Source organism: Streptomyces sp. LE64 (genome assembly GCF_052606915.1).
The window spans coordinates 6,064,950-6,088,190 of the sequence record NZ_CP199708.1 but is presented as its reverse complement, the minus strand read 5'-3'; the positions used below and the strand labels follow the sequence as shown (position 1 = coordinate 6,088,190).

The following is a 23,241-nucleotide window of genomic DNA, read 5'->3' as shown; positions in this document are numbered from 1 at the left end:
CTCGCACGGCATAAGTGAATCGAACAGAACCGGCCGACAGCGGCCGTTTCCGCGACCCCGACCGCCCTGGCCACCCGCTGCTGGCGGGGCTCTCGGCCGCCCTCGGGCTGCTGACCCTCTCCACCGCCGAGCACGCCACCGCTGACACGCTCCTCGGGCCGCCGGTGGTGTGGTTGGGCACAGTCCGGGCAGACGCCCCCGGCAAGGACCAAGCGCACCCCACCCCTTGACATGACGGAGGCCCGCTCATGCTCATGGCCCACCCCGCCGTTCTGCACCGACTGGTCGGCGAGTACGAGATCCTGCGTGCCCTGCACGCCCAGGACGGCAGCGCCGGGGCGAGGCGCAGGCTGGACGACGTCACCTACACCCTGTGCGTCGCGACCGGTACCCGCGACGCGGACGCCGCCGTGCTTGCCGCCCGTCACCAGCTGCCCGGGGCCCGCCCCGCGGACGACTCCCTGCTCAGCGCCCCGCGCCCCGGCACCGCCTGCGCGCCGTGACCGCGGCCCCGGCCGACGGGGTCCGCCCCGCCGGAACCACCGCGGGCGACCGGGACCACGAGGGGCGGGTAGCGGGGGCGGGAGAAGCGAGCTATCGCAGACAGGGCCGTGAGGAATCGCTGGAGGAACGCGCGGACCGGCGGTGGGCGGAGCTCCTCCAGGAGGTGCGGGTGGCGCAGACCGGGGTGCAGATCCTGTTCGGGTTCCTGCTGACCGTGGTCTTCCAACCCCGCTTCGCCGACCTCCCGCACACCGACCGCGTCATCTACCTCGCCACCGTCTTCCTCGGCGCCGCCGCGACCGGAGCGCTCATAGCGCCGGTCGCGCTGCACCGGATGCTGACCGGCCGCCGCGTCAAACCCCAGACCGTCCGGTGGGCCTCCCGCCTCACCGTCACCGGCCTGGTCTTCCTGCTGTGCACCATGATCACGGCCCTCCTGCTCGTCCTCCGCATCGTCCTCCACGACACCCTCGCGCTCTGGCTCGTCGCCCCCCTCGTGCTCTGGTTCCTGCTGTGCTGGTTCGCCCTCCCCCTGTGGGCACGGCTCCGCTCCGAGCCCTGCCGCACGGACCGGGCAGGCCCTCACACCGGAGGAACGAATCCCATGAAAAGCGCATAACCGACCGGGGCCGGGGCAGGCGCCCGTCCGAGAACGTGAACGGCTCCCGTACCCCGGAAGAGAGGAAACGTCTCATGACGCACAACGCCTGGAACTACCCTTCCACCGCCGGCCACACCGCAGGGTCCGACCTCGCCGGCTTCAAGGTCGAGGCCCTTGACGGCGGCATCGGCAAGGTCGACCAGCACACCGAGGACGTGGACGCTGCCTGCCTGGTCGTGGACACCGGACCGTGGATCTTCGGCAAGGAAGTGATGATCCCGGCCGGCGCCGTCACCCGCGTCGACACCGCCGAGGAGAAGGTGCACGTCGGCCTGACGAAGGACCAGATCAAGGGCGCGCCCGAGTTCCACCGCCACGACCACCTCACCGACACCGGCTACCGGGACACGCTCAGCGCCTACTACTGGCCCCGCGCCTGACACACGGCGACCGCACGGCGGCGCTCTGGGGGGGGCGGCCCATTGGGCCGCCCCCCCCCCAGCCATGTCCGTGGCGCGGGCCCGTCCACCGCACCAGGTCCCGGGAACGCCTGCATGCGGGCTGCGTGGAAGGTGGAGCCTCAGTGAAGTGGCCGGCGCCGCTCGGGCGCCGTCTCGGAGCGGAGCCCCCGGGGGGAGCGGTCACCGGGAAGGGCCGTCTCGTCAGGGCCCCGCCGCCGGTGGTTCATCCGGTGGGCTCGTCCGGTTCCGGATGTTCCGGGTGCACGGTGCCGGTGCTCCGGCCGCTTGTGGGACCGGAGCCGGCTTCGTCGGTGTCGGGCAGTTCCTCGTCCTGGTGGTGCCGACCGGGCAGCGGGACGGCGAGGGGGTCGTGGTCGCCGGTGGCCTGCTGGTCCTGGGGGTCCCTGGGCAAGGGTTCCCTGTCCCGTTCGCTGTCGTCGCGCTTGGTCATGACCGTTGCCTTCCTGTCGTGGCCGGGGTGGACCGGCGTGCGAGGTCTTCGGCCGGGGCGGCGCCCCGGAGGCCGGTGGTCTGCCGGTGCCGCGGGCGAAGGCGGCGCACGGCGCGGCCCCGAGCAGCGGCGGCAGAGCGCTTGGACCCGGGGCGACCCGTTCCGCGCCGGGCCCGCGGTGCTGACGGGGAGGAACCCCCTGTCGTCCGCGATCGCGCACGCGGCGTCGCGCTGCCGTTCCATGAGGTGGCCGCTGTCGCTGAATCCTCATGGGAGACGGGTTTCCGCAAACCACTTGCGCCACACCCACCACCCGGATGAAGCACCGGTGCACCCGCCGCGGGCGGGTACCCGCCCCCCGGGGGAGAGGACGATCCGCCAGGGAGGCGAGATGAAGATCGGGTACAAGCTGATGTCCGAACAGTTCGGCCCCGCCGAGTTGGTCCGCCAGGCCGTGCGGGCGGAGGAGGCCGGGTTCGACTTCGTCGAGATCAGCGACCACTACCACCCCTGGCTGGAAGAACAGGGCCACTCCCCGTTCGCGTGGACCGTGCTCGGCGCCATCGCGGAGCGCACCACCCGGATCGGCCTGGCCACGGGGGTGACCTGCCCAAGCGTGCGCTACCACCCCGCGATCATCGCCCAGGCCGCAGCCACTGTTGCCCTGCTCTCCGACAGCCGGTTCACCCTCGGCCTCGGCTCCGGCGAACGACTCAACGAACACGTCACCGGCGGCTTCCCCGACACCGTCCACGACCGGCACGAACTCCTCACCGAAGCGGTGATCATCATCCGCGCGCTCTGGCAGGGCGGGTACCACTCCCACCAGGGCAAACACCTGTGTCTGCGCGACGCCCGCGTCTTCGACCTCCCGGACACCCCGCCACCGATCGTCATCGCCGCCGGTGGGCCCCGGGCCGCGCGGCTCGCCGCCGAACACGGCGACGGCCTCTTCGCCACCGACGACGACCGTGAACTGGTCCACACCTACCGCACCGCCGGCGGCACCGGCCCTGCCTACGCCGAAGTCCCCCTCGCCCACGCCGCCGACCCCGGGACCGCGGCTCGGGCAGCCCATCGCACCTTCCGCTGGTCCGTCCACGGCTGGAAGGTCCTCGCCGAACTCCCCGGCCCCGCCCACTTCGATGCCGCCTCCGCCACCGTCCGCGAGGACGACATGTACGAGGCGTTCGCCTGCGGCCCCGACCCCGCGGTCCACCTCGAACGCGCCCAGCGCTACACCGACGCCGGCTTCGAGCGTCTCGTTCTGCTCAACGCCGGCCCCGACCCCGACGCCTTCCTCGACTTCTACCGAGACGAACTCCACACCCCGCTGCACAGCAGCGCCCCCGGCCGCTGATATCCGGGCAGTGGGGTGTGGTCGGTCTCGGGTGAGGCGGTGTCCAGCGGCACGGCCGTCGAGCACGCTACCGGCGGCAGCACCGAATCCAGCAGCCGGTCCGCGGCGACCCGGACCCGGTCGCCCCGGCCTCGCGGCCAGGTGGTAGCCCCGGGTGAACGACGCGGCCCCGCACGTCAGTCGGTCCTACGTTGTTGGTGGGTCGGACGGGCCGTCGTAGGGTCCAGAGATCCAGAGACACCGGGTATGGCTTTCAGTCGGTTGCCCTCGATTGTTCAGCTCACCTGGCCGCCCGGTGTCTCACGACGACTCGACCGCTGATTAGGAGCTGCGGGCCCCTCGGGTGCATCGCTGAGTAGGACCACGCTGGCGAGGTCGTCCGGACGAACAGTGCACATCGAACGACCGGAGGAACAGGTGGTCCAGATCTGGGCGGGGACGGACATCGGCAAGACCCACCACCACTGCGTGGTCCTGGACACAGAGGGCAGGAAGCTGCTCTCGCGCCGGGTCCTGAACGACGAGCCGGAACTGCTGGCCCTGCTCGCCGACGTACTGGCCATCGACGAGAACGTGGTCTGGGCGGTCGACGTCGCCGACGGCATGGCCGCCCTGCTGATCAACATGCTCCTCAACCACGGCCAGCAACTGGTCTACATACCCGGCCTGGCGGTCAACCGGGCCTCGGCCGGCTACCGGGGCATGGGCAAGACTGACGCGAAGGACGCCACCGTCATCGCCGACCAGGCCCGGATGCGCCGGGACCTGGCCGTCATCCGGCCGGACGACGAGCACGCCGTCGAGCTGAGGATCCTCACCAACCGCCGCGCCGACCTGAACGCCGACCGCACCCGCCGGATCAACCGCCTCCGCGGCCAACTCACCAGCATCTTCCCCGCGTTGGAGCGCGCCCTGGACCTGGGTAACGTCGGCCCGCTGGTTCTGCTGACCGGCTACCAGACACCGGCCTCCCTGCGCCGGACCGGCCGCAGCCGGCTGGAGACCTGGCTGCGCAATCGCAAGGTCCGCGGGGCCGACACGCTGGCCCAGGCCGCCCTGACAGCCGCCGAGCGCCAGCACACCGCCCTCCCCGGGGAGAAGGTCGCCGCGCAGGTGATCCACACCCTGGCGAAGGAGGTGATGGGCCTCAACGAGCAGATCGCAGAGATCGACAAGCTCATTGCGGCCCGGTTTCGCGAGCACGACCTCGCCGACGTGATCGCCAGCATGCCCGGCATCGGCCCCCTGCTGGGAGCGGAGTTCCTGGCCGCCACCGCCGGCGACATGAGCCGCTTCGGCAGCGCCGACCGCCTGGCGGGCTTCGCCGGGGTCGCCCCGATGCCCCGCGATTCCGGCAACGTCAGCGGCAACCTGCACCGCCCCCGGCGCTACCACCGCGGCCTGCAGCGCGTCTTCTACACCTCCGCGCTCATCAGCATCCGCAGCTGCGAGGAGTCGCGCCGCTTCTACGAACGCAAGCGCGCTGAGGGCAAGCGGCACACCCAGGCCGTCCTCGCCCTGACCCGACGACGGGTCAACGTCCTGTGGGCCCTCATCCGTGACGGACAGCGCTTCCAACGTGAACTCCCTGTCACAGTCGCCGCTTGACAACAGCATTAGGAGGTGCGCTCGGTGAGGCCGTCGGCCCAGGTCCGGACGGCTCGGGCGGTGGTCGCGGCGTGGTCGTCGACGATGGTCCAGTGGTCGCCCGGGACCTCCGCGGTGTCGTACGGGCCGGGCCAGGGCGCCCGTCCCGTACGGCCGGTGTCCGCATCCGACGGGCGTTCGGCGGCGCGGACCAACAGGGTCGGGACCCCGAGGGGTTCGGGGCGCCAGCCGCGGAGCATCCGGACGTAGGAGCCGAACGCGGTCAGGGCCATGTCGTCCACCGCGGTGTCGAACGCGGTCCCCATCGCGAGGGCCATCCGGGCGGGTAGGGCGAGCAGCCACGGCTCGTCCTCCCGGTCGGGGGTCACGTGGTAGCTGTCGAGGAGGACCAGGCCGGCGGGCGGCGTGCCGGTGTCCGCGAGTCGGGCGGCGACCGCGTGGGCCGGGCAGCCGCCCATGGACCAGCCGACGAGGACGGGGCGGCGCCCGTCCAGCCGTTCGCGCAGGGTGGCCGCGTGCAGGTCCACCAGGGTCGACCAGTCGCGCGGGGCCGCGTCGCCGGACGCGATCCCCGGATGCCGCACTTCCAGGGCGTCCCGTTCGTCCTCGAAGTGGCGGGCGAGCGCGGCGTACCAGGGCCTGCCGAGGGTCGGGGAGAAGCCGGGGAAGCACACCAGCGGCGGTCGGTCCGGGTCGCCCTTGGCGAGGTGCAGTGGGTCGACGGCGTGTGCGGCGGCGTCCTCGGGGCCGAAGCCGGGGATCGCCAGGGAGGCGGTCACGAGCAGGTGCATCGCCGAGACGGTGTCGCCCGTCGCGCACACGCGACGGTAGAGGGAGGCGAGGGTCTGCGGGGAGCGGGGCACCGCGGGGCGGGTCGGTTCGACGGCGGCCCCGCCCTGCGGTGGCGGTGTCTCGGCGAGCCGGGCCAGGAGATGGTCCGTCAGTCGTCGGCAGGTGGGCAGGTCGAAGGTGAGGGTGGGCGGCAGGTCGAGGCCGGTGAGCAGACCGAGTCGGTTGCGGAGTTGTACGGCGGCCAGGGAGTCGAGGCCGAGTTCGCCAAGGGCCCGGTCGGGCGTGACGGCGGCTGCCCCGCTGTGCCCGAGCACGTCTGCGACCGCCGCGCGGACCAGGTCGAGCAGTGCGGGGGCCCGGTCGGCGGCGGGCAGTTGTGCCAGTCGGACGTGCCAGGCGCCGGGCGTCTCGTCCGAGGTCGGGCCGGTGGTGTCCGAGCGGGTGCCGGCCGTGGCCTGCTGTGGGATCACGTCGTGCAGGAGCGGTGGAACGGCGCGGCCCGGCCGGGCCGCGGCCGAGTCCAGCGGCAGCGGCGCGAGGACGGGCTCGCCCGTCGTCAGGGCGGTGTCGAACAGCGCCAGTCCCTCGTCGGCGGTGACGGCCCGGAGCACGCCGTCGCTCGTCCTGCCGGTGCGGACGGCCATGCCCCCGCCACCGGCCTCCGCTGACGCCCACGGCCCCCAGACCAGCGAGAGCGCGGGCAGCCCCCGGGCGGTGCGGTGTAGTGCGAGGGCGTCGAGGAAGGAGTTCGCGGCGGCGTAGCCGCCCTGGCCGGGGTTGCCGAGCAGGCCGGCCGCCGAGGAGAAGAGCACGAACTGGGAGAGGGGCAGGTCCTGCGTCAGCTCGTGCAGGTACCAGGCCGCGTCTGCCTTCGGGCGCAGCACGGCCGCGACGCGGTCGGGCGTCTGGCCCTCCAGTACGCCGTCGTCGAGTACGCCCGCCGTGTGCACCACGGCCGTCAGGTCGGCGCCGTGCTCGTCGATCAGCCGGGCCAGTGCGGAGTGGTCGGCGGCGTCGCAGGCGACCACGTCGACCCGGGCACCGGCCCGCTCGATGCGGCCCCGCAACTCCCGTGCGCCGGGGGCGTTGGGTCCGCTGCGGCTGGTGAGCAGCAGGCGCCGTACGCCGTGGTGCTCGGCCAGATGGCCGGCGAGCAGGGCGCCGAGCGCCCCCGTGCCGCCGGTGATCAGCACCGTGCCGTCGGCCGGGAACGCGCCCGCAGAGGGGGGCGCGGCCGGCGCCTGGCGGGTCAGCCGCGGTACGTGCACCCTGCCGGCGTGAACGGCGAGTTGGGGTTCGTCGCTCGCGAGGGCGGCTGGCAGCCGGCGCGGGGAATCCGGGTGGTCGTCGATGTCGACGAGGGTCAGCCGGCCGGGGTACTCGGACTGGGCGGTGCGTGCCAGGCCCCATACGGCCGCGGCCGAGAGGTCCGGGTTCCGACCGGTGGCGCCGTGGGTCACCAGGACCAGGCGTGTTCCCGGGGTCAGGGCGGGCAGTCGGCGGCGCAGCAACTCCAGTGCGCGGGTGACCAGGGCGCGGACGGCGACCGGCTGGTCCGTGGTGGGGGCGGGCGGAGCCAGGGAGACGACGAGAGCGGTGGCGGACGCCCCGGGGCCCGACGGGCCGGGACCAGGAAGCCCCGGCGCCAGGTCGAGGTCGTCCGGCGTGCCCACCGCCCAGCCGGGCGGGGTCGCGGGGGGCGGGTCGACGGGCTTCCAGCGCGGGCGGTACAGCGGTTCGGGCCGCGCGCTCGCTCCGGCGTCGCCCACCGGGCGGGTGGTCAACTCCGCCATCCGCAACACGGGCCGCCCGGCCGGGTCACTGAGGTTCGCCGTGACGGTGTGGTACCCGGTGGGGCGCAGCCTGACCCGTAGGGCGGTGGCTCCCGCGGCGTGCCGGCTGACGCCCCGCAGGGCGAACGGCAGTCGGCCGGTGCCGCCCGGCCCTCCCGGTTCGGCGGGGAGCAGCAGCGAGGCGTGCAGTGCGGCGTCGAACAGCGCGGGGTGCAGGTCGTAGCGGTGCGCATCGGGCCCGGTGTCCTCGGGCAGGCGTACGTCGGCGAGCAGGTCGTCGCCGTGTCGCCACAGCGCCCGTACGCAGCGGAACGCCGGGCCGTACGTGTGGCCCGCGGTCGCCAGGCGCTCGTACGCCCCGGTCAGGTAGACGGGTTCGGCGTCCACCGGCGGCCAGGACTCCTCGTCGCCCAGGGCCTGTTCGGGGTCGGCGGTCGCGGGGCCGAGGCGGCCGGTGGCGTGGTGGGTCCACGCGCCGAGGGGGCCGTCGTCCCCGGGGCGTGCGTGCAGGTCGACGGTCCTGCGGCCGGACGGGTCCGGGGCGCCGAGTGCCACCTGCACGTCGACGTGCCCCTCGGGGTCGGGCAGGAGCAGCGGGTGGAGCAGGGTCAGCTCTTCCAACTCCGTCAGGTCGCAGGCGGCGCCGGTGGTGAGCGCGAGGTCGGCGAGCGCGGTGGCGGGCACCAGCACCCGGCCGTGCACGACGTGGTCGCGCAGCCAGGGCTGTCCGGCGGTCGACAGCCGGCCGGCGCTCAACAGCCTGTCCGTGCCCGGGAGGCTCGTCGTCCCGGTCAGCACCGGGTGGTGGCCGGTGGGGTGCGCGGTCGGGTCCGCGGGGCCCGTGGCGGGTGGCACGGTCAGCCAGTGGCGTGCGCGTTGGAAGGGGTAGGTGGGCAGGTCGACCCGTCGGGCGGGCGGGCCCGCCTGGCCCTGGCGGACGGCCGCCCAGTCGACGGGGAGACCGTGCACGTACAGCCGGGCGAGGGCCGTCATCAGGGTGCGGGGCTCGGGGTGGCCGCGCCGGGTCGTCGCGGTGAACACCCGGCCCCCGGGCTCCCCGACGGTGCTCAGCGCGGCCGAGGTGAGGTGGCCCGCGGGACCGACCTCGACGAACGCGCTCACACCTGCCTCGTCCGCGAGGTGGCGTACGGCGTCGGCGAAGCGCACCGCCTGGCGGGCGTGGCGCACCCAGTAGTCGGCGGAGCGCAGGTCGTCCCCGGTGGCGGGGCGTCCGGTGAGGGTGGAGACCAACGGGACGCGGGGTTCGTGGAAGGTGACGCGGGACGTGGCGGCGGCGAACTCGGCGAGCGCCGGTTCGACCAGCGGGGAGTGGAAGGCGTGCCGGGTGCCCAGGCGTTCGGTGCGGTGGCCGCGGGCGGCGAGGTTCCGTGCCACCGCCGCCACGGCGGGCTCCGCCCCGGAGACGACGACGGACCGCGGGGCGTTCACCGCGGCGATCGCGACCGGCCCCGCGGCCGCGGGGGTCCGCGCGAGTTCCGCCGTCACCTCGTCCTCGGTGGCGTCCACGGCGACCATGGCGCCGTCGGCCGGCAGACGCTGCATCAACCGGCCCCGGGCGGCGACCAGTTCGACGGCGTCGTCCTCCGTGAGGACACCGGACACATGGGCCGCGGCGAGTTCGCCGACGGAGTGGCCGGCCAGCACGTCGGGCCGCACGCCCCAGGAGGTGAACAGCCTGAACAGGGCGACCTCGAAGGCGAACAGACCCGCCTGGGCGACGTCGGTGCGGTCGAGGGCGTCGGCGTCACGGCCCGGCTCGGGCCACAGGCTCGCGCGCAGCGGCCGGTCCCCCGCGCCGACGGCGTCGAACCGGCCGCACAGCGCGCCGAAGGCGTCGGCGAAGACGGGGTGGGCGGCGCACAGTTCCCGGCCGAGGCCCGGGCGCAGGGAGCCCTGGCCGGTGAAGAGCAGGGCCAGCCGCGGGGCCGTACGGATCGGGGCGGGGACCGGCGCCCCGGCGGCCAGCCGGTCCAGTTCGTCGAGCAGGGCGGCGCGGTCGTCGGCGGGAACCGCCGCCCGGCGGCGAAGGGCGGCACGGGTGGTGGCGGCGGTGAACACCACGTCACCGAGGGGCTGTTCGGGCCGCTCCCGGAGGAAGGTGGCGGTGCGCCTGGCCTGCGCACGCAGGGCGTCCTCGTCGGCGGCGGACAGCAGGAGCGGCAGTTGCGCGGCGGCCGGTCCGTGCTCGCGGTCGGCAACCGCGTCGGGTTCCGCGTCGGCCTCCTCCAGGATCACGTGCGCATTGGTGCCGCCGATGCCGAAGGCGGACACCGCGGCGCGCCGCGGCTGCCCGGGGGCGGGGTGCCACGGCTGCTCCCGGGTCAGGGGCCGCAGGGCGCCCGAGGCCCAGTCGACCCCGGGGGACGGCTCGTCGAGGTGCAGCGTGCGCGGCAGTACGCCGTGCTGCATCGCGAGCACGGTCTTGATGACTCCGGCGACTCCGGCCGCGGCCTGGGTGTGGCCCAGGTTGGACTTGAGGGAGCCGAGCCACAGGGGGCGGGCGGCCGGGCGCTGCGGGCCGTAGGCGGCGAGCAGCGCCCGCGCTTCGATGGGGTCGCCGAGCGGGGTTCCGGTGCCGTGCGCCTCCACCGCGTCGATGTCGGCGGGGGTGAGTCCGGCGGCGGCCAGGGCCTGGCCGATCAGTCGTTCCTGGGCGGATCCGCTGGGCGCCGTCAGGCCGTTGGACGCCCCGTCGCCGTTGACGGCGGAGCCGCGGAGCACGGCGAGCACCGGGTGTCCGTTGCGCCGGGCGTCGGACAGCCGTTCCAGCAGCACCAGTCCGACGCCCTCGCCCCAGGCGGTGCCGTCGGCGGCGGCGGAGAACGGTTTGCAGCGGCCGTCCGGGGCGAGCCCGCGCAGCCTGCTGAACGCGACGAAGGGCGCCGGGCTCGCCATGACGGTGGCGCCGCCGGCCACCGCGAGGGAGCACTGCCGCGAGCGCAGCGCCCGCGCCGCCCAGTCCATCGCGACCAGCGACGAGGAGCAGGCGGTGTCCACGGTCACCGCGGGTCCCTCCAGGCCGAGGGTGTAGGAGACGCGCCCGGACGCCACGCTGCCGGCGGAGCCGAGGGCGAGGTGGGCCTCCTGCTCGTGGCCGCCACGGTGCAGCAGCCGGCCGGCGTAGTCGGCGTGCATCACCCCGACGAAGACGCCGGTGTCGCTGCCGCGCAGGTCGGTGGGGGCGATGCCGGCCCGCTCCAGCACCTCCCACGCGGTCTCCAGCAGCAGCCGCTGCTGGGGGTCGGTGGCCCGCGCCTCCCGGGGCGACATCCCGAAGAAGGCCGCGTCGAAGTCGGCGGCCCGGCGCAGGAACCCGCCGCGCCGGGTGGTCGAAGTGCCCGGCCGGTCGGGGTCGGGGTCGTACAGGGCGGCCAGGTCCCAGCCCCGGTCGGCGGGGAAGCCGGAGGTGGCGTCGGCGCCGTCGGCGAGCAGCCGCCACAGCTCCTCCGGAGTGCGGACGTCGTCCACGGGGCCCGGGAAGCGGCAGGCCATCGCGACGACGGCCACCGGCTCGTCGGGCTCCGCACCGGCCCCGCGTCCGTGGATGGCGCGGGATGCCGGGCCCGCAGCGCCGAGCAGCGCGTCGCACACGAAGTCGGTCACGGCGTCCGGGGTCGGCCGGTCGAAGACCAGGGTCGGGGGCAGGTCGAGACCGGTGGCCGCGACGAGCCGGTCGCGCAGCAGTACGCCCTGGAGGGAGCCGAGCCCCCGGTCGGCGAAGGTCTGCCCGGGGTCGCAGCCCCCTTGCTCCCCGGCCGTGGGCATGGCGTCGAGGACGAGCCGCAGCACCGCGCGCCGCCGTTCGGGGGCGGACGAGGCCAGCAGCCGGGCGCGCAGTTCGTCGCGGGTGTGCGCACGGCTTCGTGCGAGGGCGTCGGCGAGCCGGGCGGCGAGGACGGTCCGTCGGACCTTGCCGGACGACGTACGGGGCAGGGACTCGCTCGTGCGGAACTCGTCCGGCACCTTGAACGCCGACAGCCGCCGTCGGCACTCGGCCCGCAACTCCGCGAGGTCGACGCCCTGCGGGCCGGGGACCACGAACGCCACCGGGACCTCCCCCAGCACGTCGTGGCGGCGGCCGACGACGGCCGCGTCCGCGACGCCGGGGCAGGACAGCAACGCCTGTTCCACCTCCACCGGGTTGACGTTCTGGCCCCCGCGGATGATCAGGTCGACCGCGCGGCCGGTGACCCGCAGCCCGCGGTCCGGGGTGCGGTGGCCGAGGTCGCCGGTGCGGTACCAGCCGTCCCGCAGGACCTGCGCCGTGGCGTCGGGGCGGCCGTGGTAGCCGGTCATCAGGCCGGGGCCGCGCACCCAGATCTCGCCCTCGTCGCCGTCGGCGACGGCGTCCCCGGAGACCGGGTGGGTGAGTTTGACGTCCGTGCCGGGCAACGGCCGCGGCACCCGGTCCGGGCCCGGCGCGCCCGGCAGGGCGAGGGTGATCTTGCCGCTGGTCTCGGTGGAGCCGTAGCCGTCCAGCAGCGGTGCGCCCAGCAACTCCTCGGTCGCGGCGAAGAGTTCGGGGGGACAGGGCGCTCCCCCGGTCAGACAGACCCGCAGCCCACCGGGGAGCGGCGGGGCGTCACGCACCGCGCTGACCAGCAGGTGGTACGTGGCCGGGACGCCGGCCATCATCGTGAAGGGCTCGTCCGGCGGCTGTCGGCGCAGTGCCTGTTCGACGTCCACGCCGCGGTCGAGGAGGTGGGCGCTCGCGCCGGTGGCGACGACCGCGACGAGACACAGCGACTGGGCGTAGGCGTGGTGCAGCGGGAGCGGCCACAGCAGCCGGTCCCGTTCGGACATGCCGAGCAGCGGCGCGTAGGCGGCGGCGGTGGACCACAGCAGGGCCCGCTGGGTCGTCACGGCGCCCTTGCGGGTGCCGGTGGTGCCGGAGGTGTAGAGGATCCACGCGGGCTCGTCGAGTCCGAGGTCGTCGCGCGGCGGTTCGGGGGCGTCGGTGTCGGCGAGTTCCTCGTACGGCACCGGGTGGCCCGGCTGCTCGGCCGGCGGACCCGCGGGGCCCACGACCACGCCGGCCCGCAGCGGGGTCCGGCCGTTCGCCGCCCGCGTGAGCCGGGCGAGGAGCGGCGCCTCGGCGAAGGCCGCCACGGCGCCGCTGTCGGCGAGGACGTGGGCGAGTTCGCCGTCGGCGGCCTCCGGGTCCAGCGGCACCCCGACGGCGCCGGCCCGCAGGACGGCGAGGGAGCCCTCCACCGTCTCCAGCCGGCTGGGCAGGCAGAGCAGCACCCGGTCCCCGCGGCGGATCCCCAGCCGGGACAGATGGCCGGCGACCCGGGCCGTGCGGCGCTCCAACTCGGCCCACGTCACCTGGTGCCGACCGGCGCTGAACGCGGTCCCGCTCGCCGCGCGGGCGGCGTGCAGCCGCAGCGCCTCGGCCAACGGACGGACCAGCTCCGCGTGAACCTCCGCCATGCGCACCCCTTCTGCACTCCCGGTCCCGATGCTCAACGACTATAGGGTCGAGACGAGTTCGGGCCCGGTCGGCACGGCGTCACCGAAGTGCGCACTTCCTTTCGTCAGGCGTCGGGCAGCGGGTCCACCGGGTGCTGGGCCAGGGCGTGCACGGTCACGTCCATCCAGGGCCACACCGGCAGCGAGGAGATGATCGCGTGAAGTTCGGTGGCGTCGGCCGCGCGCCACAGCCCCCAGTTCTCGGTGCGGCCGGGCACCCGCCACATGCGGACGAGGTGGCCGGCTTGGGCGAGTTCGGCGGCGCGGCGGCGCTCGGCGGTGGAGACGGCGTCCTTGTGGGCGGGGTCCATGTCGTGGGGCCAGACGATGTGGATGTTGACGAGGAATTCCATGGTGTCCTCTCCGGACGGGTCGGGGGGCGGAGCTCGGTGGATGGGTGGGGCGGTCAGTCGCCGAAGGGGTCGACGGGGGTGCCGTGCTCGGTGACGACCGACTTGGTCTGGAGGAATTCGTGGACGGCCTCGACGCCGTTCTCCCGGCCGATGCCGGACTGCTTGTGGCCGCCGAACGGCACGGACCAGTGGAGCAGTCGGTAGGTGTTGACCCAGACGACGCCGGCGTCGAGCCGTCCGGCCAGCCGGTGGGCGCGGGCCCCGTCCCGGGTCCACAGGCCGGCGGCGAGGCCGTACTCCAGCGAGTTGGCGAGGGCCACGGCCTCCTCCTCGGTGGTGAAGGGCTGGACCGTGGCGACGGGGCCGAAGACCTCTTCGCGGCAGACCGCCATCCCGGTCCGTACGCCGGCGAGGACGGTCGGCAGGTACCAGAAGCCGCCTTCGGCGTCGGGCCGGCGGCCGCCGGTCACGGCACGGGCCCCGTCGCGCACCGCGTCGTCGACGTACCCCTCGACCCGAGCGAGCGCCGCGGCCGACGCGAGGGGGCCGACGTGGGTGCGCGGGTCCCCCGGGTCGCCCACCCGCAATGCGTCCACGGCCTCGGCGAAGCGCTCCAGGAACGCGTCGTACACCTCGGCCTGGACGAGGATGCGCGAGCCGGCGACGCAGGTCTGTCCGGCGGCGGAGAAGGCGCCCTGGCGGGCGGCGGTCACGGCGGCGTCGAGGTCGGCGTCGGCGAAGACCAGGTGCGCGGACTTGCCGCCGGCCTCGCAGACGTAGCGCTTCATTCCGGCCGCGGCGCGGGCGCCGATCTCCCGGGCGACGGCGGTGCTGCCGGTGAAGGTGACCATCGCGACGTCGGGGTGGTCGGTGAGCAACCGGGCTTCCTCGGCCCCCCCGATGACCGTGTTGACGACGCCGGGCGGCAGGCCCGCCACCAGCGCGAGTTCGGCGAGGCGGACGGAGGACGCGGGGGCCTGCGGCGGGGGTTTGAGGACGACGGTGTTGCCGGCGGCGAGGGCGGGGGCGAGCTTCCAGGACCCGAGGGAGAGCGCGCCGTTGAACGGGGTCAGGGCCGCGACGACGCCCAGCGGCTCCTGCCGGACCACCGCGTGCGCCGTGGCGCTGAGGGTGCGGGCGCGGTCCTCCAGGGTCTCGGCGACGCCCGCGTAGTAGCGGTACCAGCGGGCGAGGGCGGACACCTCGGCGCGCGTGGCGGTCAGCGGCTTGCCGTTGGCGAGGGTCTCCAGGGCGGCGAGTTCGTCCCGGTGGTCGGCGAGCACGTCGCCGAGGCGGTGGAGCAGGTCGGCCCGGGCGTGCTGGGGCAGCCCGCCCCAGGACGGCGCGAGGAGCGCGGTGCGGGCGGCGGCGACGGCGGTGTCGACGGCGGCGGGGTCCTGGTGCGCGGTGCCCCAGGTCTCCCCCGTCGCGGGATCCACCAGGGGGACCGCCGTGCCCGCGGCGGGCGTCCTGCGCCCGCCGGCGTACGACGTCCACACCGGGGCGGGCGGGGTGGGGCGGCTGTCGGCTCGGGTCATGGTGCCGGGGTCCTTTCGGTCAGTGCGGTGCGCACCTCGGGCGCCGCGTGGTGGTGGCACGCCACGGTGCTCCCGCCCACGTCGGTCGGCGGCGGGGCTTCGGTGCGGCAGAGGTCGGTGGCGAAGGGGCAGGCCCGCTGGAAGCGGCAGCCGGGCGGCGGGTCGGCGGGGTCGGGCGGTTCGGTGCGGATGCGCGCCCCCGCGCCGGGCGCGGGCGCCCGGGGGTCGGGCACGGGCACGGCGGCCAGCAGGGAGTGGGTGTACGGGTGGCGGGGCGCGGTGAACACCTCGGCGCACGGGCCGCTCTCCATCACGCGACCGCCGTACATGACGACGACGTGGTCCGAGATGTGCCGCACCACGCTCATGTCGTGGGAGATGAAGAGGAAGCTGAGGTCGCCGTCGCGGCAGAGGTCCTTGAGGAGGTTGACGATCTGGCCCTGGACGCTGACGTCGAGGGCGGAGACGACCTCGTCGCAGACGACGATGCGGGGTTCGACGGCGAGGGCGCGGGCGATGGCGGCCCGCTGGCGCTGTCCGCCGGAGAGTTCGTGCGGATGGCGGTCGGCGAGTTCGGGGGCGAGTCCGACGTGGCCGAGCAGTTCGACGGCGCGGGCCGCGGTCCTGTCCCGGGGGACGGTGCGGTGGACGTGGACGACCTCGCGGACCGTGGCGCCGATGGTCATCCGCGGGTTGAGGCTGGCGTACGGGTCCTGGTGGACGATCTGGACCGTACGGGGCAGGGACTTGTCGGCACGCAGCTCGGCGAGGGGACGGCCCTCGATGAGGACACGGCCCGCGGCGACCGGGGAGAGGCCGACGAGGGCACGTCCGGTGGTGGTCTTGCCGCTGCCGCTCTCGCCGACGATCGCGACGATGCTGCGGGCGGGGACCGTGAAGGAGACGCCGTCGACGGCGCGCACGGTGCCGGTGGTGCGGCGCAGTACTCCGGTGCGGACGGGGAAGCGGACCTCCAGTTCCTCGACGGTGACGGCGGGGGGCGGCTCGGCGGTCGCGGCGGTGCTCATGCGGGTGCTCCTGCGGGGTGCGGCTCGCCGGCGGCGGGCGCGGGGTAGGGACAGCGGACCTCGTGCGTGGAGTGGGCGCCGGGCGGGGCGACGAGTTCGGGTACGGCGTCGGCGCAGTCGGGGCGCGCCCGGCCGCACCGCGGCTGGAAGGCGCAGCCGGGCGGCGGGGACGCGGGGTGGGGCGGGAAGCCGGGGATGGCCGGCAGCCGGTCGACCTGACGGTCCATCCTGGGGACGGCGGCCATCAGGGCACGGGTGTAGGGGTGGGTGGGGCGGTCGAAGAGTTGGGTGGTGGGTGCGGCCTCCACGATCCGGCCGCCGTACATGACGGCGATGTGGTCGGTGACCCCGGCGACGACGCCCAGGTCGTGGGTGATCAGGACGAGTGCCGTGCGCAGTTCGCGGCGCAGTCGGTCGATGAGTGCGAGGACCTGGGACTGGATGGTGACGTCCAGGGCGGTGGTGGGTTCGTCGGCGATCAGGAGGCGGGGCTCGCGGCTGACGGCCATGGCGATGAGGACGCGTTGACGCATGCCGCCGGAGAGTTGGTGGGGATGGCTGCGCAGGCGTTCGCGCGGGCCGGGTATGCCGACGAGGTCGAGGAGTTCCGCGCAGCGTGCGACGGCGGCGCGACGGCTGTACCCGTCGTACCGGATCAGGGGTTCGGCCATCTGACGGCCGACGGTCATCGCGGGGTTGAGGGCGGACAGGGCGTCTTGGGAGACCAGGGCGATGCCGCTGCCCCGTACCTCGCGCAGCTGCTTCGGGGCGAGGCCGGTGAGGTCGCGGCCGTCGAAGCGGATGCGGCCGGAGACTTCGGCACCCTGGTGGCCGAGGAGTCCCAGTACGGCCAGCACCGTCTGGCTCTTGCCGCAGCCGGACTCTCCGACGATGCCGAGGGACCCGCCTTCGGCGACGCGGAAGGAGACGTCCCTGACGGTCTGCACCGCGGCGGCGCCGGGGCGGTCGCGGTAGGCGACTTGGAGGTGTTCCACTTCGAGGACGGACACGTCGGTGCCTCTTCCTAGGCGAGTTTGATCTTGGGGTTGAAGTACGCCTGGAGGACGTCCACCAGGAAGTTGATGAGGACGAAGGCGACGGCGATCATCAGGATTCCGCCCTGGACGAGGGGGATGTCCCGGGTGGACACGGCCTGGTGGAGCGCGAGGCCGAGGCCGGGCCAGGAGAAGACGGTCTCGGTGAGCACCGCGCCGCTGAGCAGGAAGCCGGCCTGGAGTCCGATGACGGTGACGACGGCGGGCATCGCGTTGGGCAGGACGTGGCGGGTGATGACGCGGAACTCGCCGACGCCACGGGAGCGGGCGGTGCGCACGTAGTCGTTGCCGATCACCTCCAGCACCGCGGAGCGGGTCATCCGGGCGATCACCGCGAGGGACCAGGCCGCCAGGGTGATCACCGGCAGCACCAGGTGGGCGGCGACGTCGAGGACTCCCCCGTCGCCGCCGATGGAGGTCATGCCGGTGGCGGGGAGCATCCGCAGTTGGAGCGCGAAGACGACGATCAGCACCAGGCCGAACCAGAACGAGGGCACGGAGTTGAAGAAGAGGACGAGGACGTTGAGTCCGCGGTCCCGCAGGGAGCCGGGCTTCATGGCGGCCCAGGTGCCGATCGCCACGCCGGCGACGGTGGCGAGGACGATCGCGGTGCCGGAGAGCAGGGCGGTGTTGAGCAGCCGGTCGGAGAGCACCTCCGACACGGGCCGGCCGAAGGAGAGGGAGCGTCCGAGGTCGCCTCCGAGGAGGTTGCCGAGGTAGGTGAAGTAGCGGGAGATGGCGGGTTCGTCGAGGCCGAGGTCCGCCCGGAGGGCTTGTCGGTCCTCCTCGGTGGAGGTGGGGCCGAGCAGGGCGGTCGCCTGGTCGCCGGGGATGATCTGGCCGAGCCCGAAGGTGGCGACGGTCACCCCGAGGACGACGGGGATCATCTGGAGCGCCCGGCGCAGGGTGAAGGTCAGCATGGCGCGTCTCCTGGACTGTTCACGATCGGCTCCACCGGGTGCGGAGGATGCCGGGACTGGCGCTGCCGGTGGACCGCTTCCGGCGGCTGCGGGGGTCGAGCCGGTCCCGTGCGCCGTCGCCGAGGAGGTTGAACCCCACGGCCAGGACGACGATGACGAGCCCGGGGACGGTCGCCACGTGGGGCGAGGTGACCAGCAGGGCGCGGCCGCCGCTGAGCATCTGGCCCCAGTCGGGGGCGGGCGGTTGGGCGCCGAGGCCGAGGAAGGCGAGGCTGGCGCCGAGGATGACGTTGCGTCCGGTCTGAAGGGTGGCGAAGACGGTCAGGGGGCCGAGGAGGTTGGGGGTGATGTGGCGCAGGGCGATCCGGCGGTGGCCGTAGCCGAGGGCCGCCGCGGCTTCGACGTAGCTCTCCTGGCGCAGGGACACCACGCTGCCGCGGACGATGCGGCCGAACTCGGGGACGGTGACCACGACCATGGCGATGACCATGGAGGTGAGCCCGGGGCCGAGGGCGACGCCGATGCCGAGGGCGAGCAGGATGCCGGGGAAGGAGAACATCACGTCGAACACGCGCATCAGCACGCTGTCGAGCCAGCCGCCGACATAGCCGGCGAGGAGTCCGAGGAGCCCGCCGATCAGCAGGGCGAGCAGGGTCGGGACGACCGCGACGAGCAGGGCGAGCCGGGCGCCGTGCATGAGCCGGCTGAGCACGTCCCGGCCGACTTCGTCGGTGCCGAGGAGGTGTCCGTCGCTGAGCGGGGCGAGACCGATCGCGGCCGGGTCGGTGGCGAGCGGGTCGGCGGGGGCGAGCCAGGGCGCGAACAGGGCGACCAGGACGGTGACGGCGACGATGCAGCCGCCGACGGCCGTGGCGGCGTTGCCGCCGCCGACCGCCCGCAGGCGGACGCACCAGGGGGTGCGGGGTGTTGCGGGTGCCGCAGTGGCCTTCATGGCAGGGCTCTCCTCACCGGCGGCGGATGGTCGTGTAGTCGATGTAGACGGACGGGGCCGGGACGACGCCGTCGACCTTGCGGCTGAGCAGCCGCGGCAGCCGGTCCTGGTAGAGGAAGACCCAGGGCGCGTCGACCGCGACGGCGTCGGCGGCCCGGCGGTACAGGTCGGTCCTGGTCGCTTCGCGGGGTTCGGCGCGGGCCTCGTCGAGGAGGGCGTCCACGGCGGGGTTGCGGTACCAGCCGCGGTTCACGCCGTTGGGCGGGTGGAGCGTGCCGCCGAACATCCGCTCAAGGAAGTCGGCGGCGTCCGCACCGGTGGTCCAGCCGTTGAAGGAGCCGTGGACGCCCTTCTTGTATCCGGCGCCCTCCTCCGCGACGAGCGAGGCGAACTCCATGTACTGGACCTCCAGCTTGACGCCGACCGCCTTCAGGTCCTGCTGGATCAGCGACATGATCTCGGTGGCCTGGGAGAAGCCGGGGCCGCTGTCGGGGGCGAGCAGCCGCAGCCGTACGGGCGTCGGCACGCCGCTCTCGGCGATCAGCCGCTTGGCGAGGGCCGGGTCGTGGGCGTAGCGGCCGTCGGCGGCCGGGTCCGCCCGGTACGCCTCGTTGCCGCGCGGGAGCGGGCCGTGCGAGGGCGCGACCTGCCCCGCGGTGAGGGTGGCGATCGCCTCCCGGTCCACGGCGTGGTTGAGGGCCCGGCGCACGAGGGCGTTGTCGGTGGGGGCGGTACGGGTGTTGAGCCGGAGGAAGTACTGGTTGGCGGGCTCCGGGTACTGGACCGTCATCGTGCCCTGGCCGGCGAGTTGCCGCACCTGTTGGGCGCCGGCGCTGAGGATCGCGTCCACCTCGCCGGTCTGGGCGGCGATGGCGAGGGTGGTCGGGTCGCTGACGGACTCGACGATGATGGTCTCGGTCCGCGGGACGCCGCCCCAGTAGGAGTCGTTGCGCTGGAGCGTGATCCGTTTGCCGTGGTCGGCCGCGCGCTGTCGGAAGGGGCCGGTGCCGACGGGGTGCAGGCCGACGTCGTCGGGGGCGTGGGCGCGCAGCGCGGCCGGGCTGACGAGCGACATGCGCCGGTCGGTGAGGAGCCGGAGCAGTCCGGCGTACGGCTTGGTGAGCCGCAGCGTCACGGCGTGCGCGCCGTTGACCTCGACGCGTTCGATCCAGCGGCTGAGGAACTTCATGTTGCCGGCGGCGGTGGCGTCGTACACGGGTGACTTCTTGTCGAGGATCCGGTCGAAGTTGGTCTTCACGGCCTCGGCGTCGAAGGGGGTGCCGTCGCTGAAGGTGACGTCCTCGCGCAGCGCGAGGCTGTAGGTGCGGGCGTCCGGGGACACCTGCCAGGAGGTGGCGAGGGCGGGCCGCAGCGCGGGCGCGCCGTCGGTCTCGGTGCTGAGGTCCTCGCGGACGAGGGGGTCGAAGAGGGCGTCGACGACGCGCAGGCCGACGGTGCCGGAGAGACGGTGCGGGTCGAGTACGGGGATCTCGCCCTCGGCGCCGATGACGAGGGTGTCCGGGTCGCGGCCGAAGGCGGCCGGCGCGGTGCAGCCGGTGAGCAGCAGCGCGGCGGCGACCAGGGCGCCGAGGGCGCGGCGCAGGGGTGGGCGGGGCCGGCCCGCGCGGTGGGTGGTGGTGGGTCTCATGAGTGCGGCCTTTGCTCGTGGGCGAGATCGCCGAGGACCGTCGTGGCGGCGTTCCTGCCGGGGGTGCCGGTGACGTATCCCCCGGGCCAGGTGCCGCTGCCGCCGAGGTAGAAGCCGCGCAGCGGGGTACGGTAGCCGGCGACGGACGGGTGGGGACGGGCGCCGAACAGTGCGGCGGGGAGCATGTCGCCGTGGGTGATGTTGCTGCCGAGCAGGCCGAGTTCGGCCTCGATGTCGACGGGGTTCATGAAGCGGCTGTCCACGATCCGGTCGGCGATGCCGGGCATCAGGGCGTCGAGCCGGGCGAGGCAGCGGCGGCCGAACTCCTCGGTGCGCCGGGCGTTCCAGGGGCCGTCGTGCGGCCGGTAGGGGGCGTGCCAGGCGTTGACGCTGATCAGCTGGGTGGTGCCGGGGGTGAGGGCGGGCGAGGTGAGGGTGGGGGTCAGGCCCCACATCAGGGGTTCGGCCGAGGCGCGGCCGTCCAGTGCGGCGCGTACGGCCCGTTCGACCTCGGCGATGGAGGAACCGAAGCGGAACTGACAGGCGCGCACCGCGTCGGGGTCGGCGTCCTTCGGCAGCCCGGCGTACGAGGGCAGGGAGTCGACTTCCAGCACCAGCTTGAAGGCGGAGCCCCGCATGGGGGTGCTCAGCACCCCGTCGCGGACGGCGGGGTCCATCGCGCCGTCGTCGAGGAGGTCGCGGAAGAGGTGGACGGGGTTGACGGTGGAGATCACCCGGGGTGCGGTGAACTCCTCTCCGGCGGGGGTGACGACGCCGCGCACACCGAGCGGTCCGTGGAGCACCCGGGCCACGGGGGTGTTCGTGCGCACGTCCACCCCGTGCTGTCGGCAGGCACCGGTCAGCGCGTCGACGATGGCGCTCATCGAGCCGACGGGGAGCCCGGTGGAGCCACGGAGCGCAGTGCGCTCCGCGGCGTCCGGGGCACTGGCGCCGGCGGCGGCGAGCGCGAAGGGGCGCATCATCAGGCCCACCGCGGTGCCCGGGGCGGACGGTGGGACGAGTTGGGCGTTCAGCGCGAGCAGCGCCAGCAGGGCCTTCGCCCGGTCGGAGCGCAGGTGCTCGTCGAGCAGTTCGGTGAGCGAGCCGTCGAAGACGGCGTCGAAGAGCCGTAGGTCCACGGGGTCGGACAAACGTTTCTTCAAGTGGTCCGGATCCGGTGGCGGGGTGTCGAGCCGGACTCCGAGACGGGCGCCGAGGCGTTCGAGTCCGGCGATCAGCGCGCGGTAGCGGGCGGCCTCGCCGGGGGCGAAGGCTTCCAGCTGGGCGTCCACCCGGGCCTGGTCGCGCCAGCCGACGAAGCACCCCTCGTCGAAGTGGTGCACCACCGTCGGGTCGACCCGGACGAACCGCAGCCCGTGGCGCGCGAGGTCGAGTTCGGCGACGACGGCCGGGTTGAGCGAGCCCGGCGAGTTGGTGAAGGCGAGGCGGCGGCCCGGCAGGAACTCGTAACCCCCGCAGGGTCCGCCCGGCGTCGACCGGGCTTCCAGGAGCGCGACCTTCAGCCCCGCGCGCCCCAGGTAGGCGGCGGTCACCAATCCGTTGTGGCCGCCGCCGACGACGACTGCGTCGTAGTGGTTCATCTGCGGCCCGCCCTCCTGCTGCCGTGGCCGTGCACGTCAGCTCCGGGCGGCGGGGGCGAAGCCGGCCTCGAACAGGTCCGCCCAGTTCCCGCCGGAGATCCGCTCGACCTCGGCGGCGGTGAACCCGCGCTCCAGCAGCCGCTGCCGGACGGCGGCGTACCCGCGGCCCGCCGCGTACCAGTCGGGGAACTCGACCGGGCCGGAGATGGGGACCATCGGCTTGCGGCTCCACCGTCCCTGCCGCCACCAGTGCAGTTCCTCGTCGCCGTGTCCGGCGTAGTAGTCGGAGCCGAATCCGACGTGCTCCACTCCGATCAGCTCGACGGTGTGGGCGACCATGTCGCAGAAGCGGTCCACGGTGCAGTGGACGCCGTCGGGGGCGATGCGCGGGTACATGCTCAGCCCCACCACCCCGCCCGAGGCGGCGGTCTGCTTGAGGACGGTGTCGGACTTGTTGCGGAGCGCGAGTTCCACGTCCTCGCCGACGAAGGCGCGGGGGTTGGCGTGGGTGACGGCGACGGGCCGCTCGGACGCCTCGATCGCCTCCAGCGAGGTCCGCTCGTTGCAGTGCGAGATGTCGACGACCATGCCGACCTGGTTCATCTCCCGGATGAGGTTGATCCCGTAGGTCCGGGAGAGCCCGGCGTCATCGCCCTCCCAGCAGCCGGCGCCGGCGGAGTTCTGGGTGTTGTAGGTGAGCTGGGCGATGCGGACGCCGGCCTGGTGGAAGGCGCCGACGAGGTCGAGGTCGTCCTCGAAGGGGCTGCTGTTCTGGAAGCCGAGGACGACGGCGGTGCGTCCCTCGTCCGCGGCGCGGTGGAGGTCGGCGGCGGAGCGGCCCTCCCGCAGGAGGTCCGCGTTCTCGGCGAGCAGGCGCTGCCAGCGGCCCACTTCGCGCATGGTCTCGGTGGAGTCCTCCCAGATCGCGACGGTGGCGTGGATCGCCGTGATGCCGGCGGCGCGCCACTCCTCGAAGCGCTCCCGGGACGGCTTGACGAACTGCAGTGCGTCGACGAGCACGACGTGCTCCTCCTCAGGTTTCGGTGGGTACGGATGAGGGCCGGCTGCCCGGTCGGGGCCGCG

The 23,241-nt window shown here is 74.3% G+C and carries 17 protein-coding genes and 1 pseudogene; 6 read left to right on the top strand and 12 right to left on the bottom strand.

Annotation, left to right across the window (positions count from 1 at the left end):
• Window positions 1–14 precede the first annotated feature (14 nt).
• From ACSMX9_RS27240 to ACSMX9_RS27225, 4 genes are all read left to right on the top strand, one after another.
• On the top strand, window positions 15–230 hold the full coding sequence (locus tag ACSMX9_RS27240; RefSeq protein ID WP_445397877.1) for a hypothetical protein: 216 nt from the start codon (window positions 15–17) through the stop codon (window positions 228–230).
• Between the two features lie 18 nt (window positions 231–248).
• The gene (locus ACSMX9_RS27235) at window positions 249–503 is read left to right on the top strand and encodes a DUF5133 domain-containing protein (protein WP_445397875.1); all 255 of its coding nucleotides are present in this window, start codon (window positions 249–251) and stop codon (window positions 501–503) included.
• 119 nt (window positions 504–622) lie between these two features.
• Complete coding sequence (locus ACSMX9_RS27230; RefSeq protein ID WP_445403111.1) at window positions 623–1,123, top strand: DUF6328 family protein; 501 nt, start codon at window positions 623–625, stop codon at window positions 1,121–1,123.
• Window positions 1,124–1,197: 74 nt separating this feature from the next.
• Window positions 1,198–1,545, top strand: a complete 348-nt coding sequence (locus ACSMX9_RS27225; RefSeq protein ID WP_445397873.1) for a PRC-barrel domain containing protein — start codon at window positions 1,198–1,200, stop codon at window positions 1,543–1,545.
• Window positions 1,546–1,789: 244 nt separating this feature from the next.
• Here ACSMX9_RS27225 and ACSMX9_RS27220 read toward each other — a convergent pair whose 3' ends face one another.
• A complete protein-coding gene (locus tag ACSMX9_RS27220) occupies window positions 1,790–2,017 on the bottom strand; it encodes a hypothetical protein (RefSeq protein ID WP_445397871.1) in 228 nt (75 codons plus the stop codon).
• Window positions 2,018–2,408: 391 nt separating this feature from the next.
• Here ACSMX9_RS27220 and ACSMX9_RS27215 point away from each other — a divergent pair, with 391 nt between their 5' ends.
• Entirely contained in the window at window positions 2,409–3,377 is a 969-nt protein-coding gene (locus tag ACSMX9_RS27215) for a TIGR03557 family F420-dependent LLM class oxidoreductase (protein ID WP_445397869.1), read from the top strand.
• Here ACSMX9_RS27215 and ACSMX9_RS27210 read toward each other — a convergent pair.
• A pseudogene (locus tag ACSMX9_RS27210) lies at window positions 3,326–3,545 on the bottom strand (NAD(P)/FAD-dependent oxidoreductase); the annotation flags it as partial. The gene ACSMX9_RS27215 and the pseudogene ACSMX9_RS27210 sit on opposite strands and share 52 nt — an antisense overlap.
• 249 nt (window positions 3,546–3,794) lie before the next feature.
• On the opposite strand from ACSMX9_RS27210, the gene ACSMX9_RS27205 reads away from it, so the two are divergent.
• Window positions 3,795–4,985: an IS110 family transposase gene (locus tag ACSMX9_RS27205; RefSeq protein WP_445403110.1), complete on the top strand. Its 1,191-nt coding sequence runs from the start codon at window positions 3,795–3,797 to the stop codon at window positions 4,983–4,985.
• Window positions 4,986–4,993: 8 nt separating this feature from the next.
• Here ACSMX9_RS27205 and ACSMX9_RS27200 read toward each other — a convergent pair whose 3' ends face one another.
• The 10 genes from ACSMX9_RS27200 to ACSMX9_RS27155 form a co-directional block, all read right to left on the bottom strand.
• On the bottom strand, window positions 4,994–13,024 hold the full coding sequence (locus tag ACSMX9_RS27200) for a type I polyketide synthase (RefSeq protein ID WP_445397867.1): 8,031 nt from the start codon (window positions 13,022–13,024) through the stop codon (window positions 4,994–4,996).
• A 104-nt stretch (window positions 13,025–13,128) separates the two neighbouring features.
• Window positions 13,129–13,416, bottom strand: a complete 288-nt coding sequence (locus ACSMX9_RS27195) for a muconolactone Delta-isomerase (RefSeq protein ID WP_445397865.1) — start codon at window positions 13,414–13,416, stop codon at window positions 13,129–13,131.
• A gap of 53 nt (window positions 13,417–13,469) precedes the next feature.
• Complete coding sequence (locus ACSMX9_RS27190; RefSeq protein WP_445397863.1) at window positions 13,470–14,954, bottom strand: aldehyde dehydrogenase; 1,485 nt, start codon at window positions 14,952–14,954, stop codon at window positions 13,470–13,472.
• Window positions 14,951–15,982 (bottom strand): oligopeptide/dipeptide ABC transporter ATP-binding protein, encoded by a 1,032-nt coding sequence (locus ACSMX9_RS27185; protein ID WP_445397861.1) that lies wholly within the window; start codon window positions 15,980–15,982, stop codon window positions 14,951–14,953. Before ACSMX9_RS27185 ends, ACSMX9_RS27190 begins: the two co-directional genes overlap by 4 nt.
• Entirely contained in the window at window positions 15,979–16,992 is a 1,014-nt protein-coding gene (locus tag ACSMX9_RS27180; RefSeq protein WP_445397859.1) for an ABC transporter ATP-binding protein, read from the bottom strand. Before ACSMX9_RS27180 ends, ACSMX9_RS27185 begins: the two co-directional genes overlap by 4 nt.
• 14 nt (window positions 16,993–17,006) lie before the next feature.
• Window positions 17,007–17,957, bottom strand: coding sequence for an ABC transporter permease (locus ACSMX9_RS27175; RefSeq protein WP_351245104.1), 951 nt, complete (start codon window positions 17,955–17,957; stop codon window positions 17,007–17,009).
• A 19-nt stretch (window positions 17,958–17,976) separates the two neighbouring features.
• On the bottom strand, window positions 17,977–18,909 hold the full coding sequence (locus ACSMX9_RS27170; protein WP_445397857.1) for an ABC transporter permease: 933 nt from the start codon (window positions 18,907–18,909) through the stop codon (window positions 17,977–17,979).
• Window positions 18,910–18,922: 13 nt separating this feature from the next.
• Window positions 18,923–20,557: an ABC transporter substrate-binding protein gene (locus ACSMX9_RS27165; RefSeq protein WP_445397855.1), complete on the bottom strand. Its 1,635-nt coding sequence runs from the start codon at window positions 20,555–20,557 to the stop codon at window positions 18,923–18,925.
• Entirely contained in the window at window positions 20,554–22,158 is a 1,605-nt protein-coding gene (locus tag ACSMX9_RS27160) for a phytoene desaturase family protein (RefSeq protein WP_445397853.1), read from the bottom strand. The genes ACSMX9_RS27165 and ACSMX9_RS27160 overlap by 4 nt, the downstream gene beginning before the upstream one ends.
• A gap of 36 nt (window positions 22,159–22,194) precedes the next feature.
• Entirely contained in the window at window positions 22,195–23,178 is a 984-nt protein-coding gene (locus ACSMX9_RS27155) for a dipeptidase (RefSeq protein WP_445397851.1), read from the bottom strand.
• Between the last annotated feature and the right edge of the window lie 63 nt (window positions 23,179–23,241).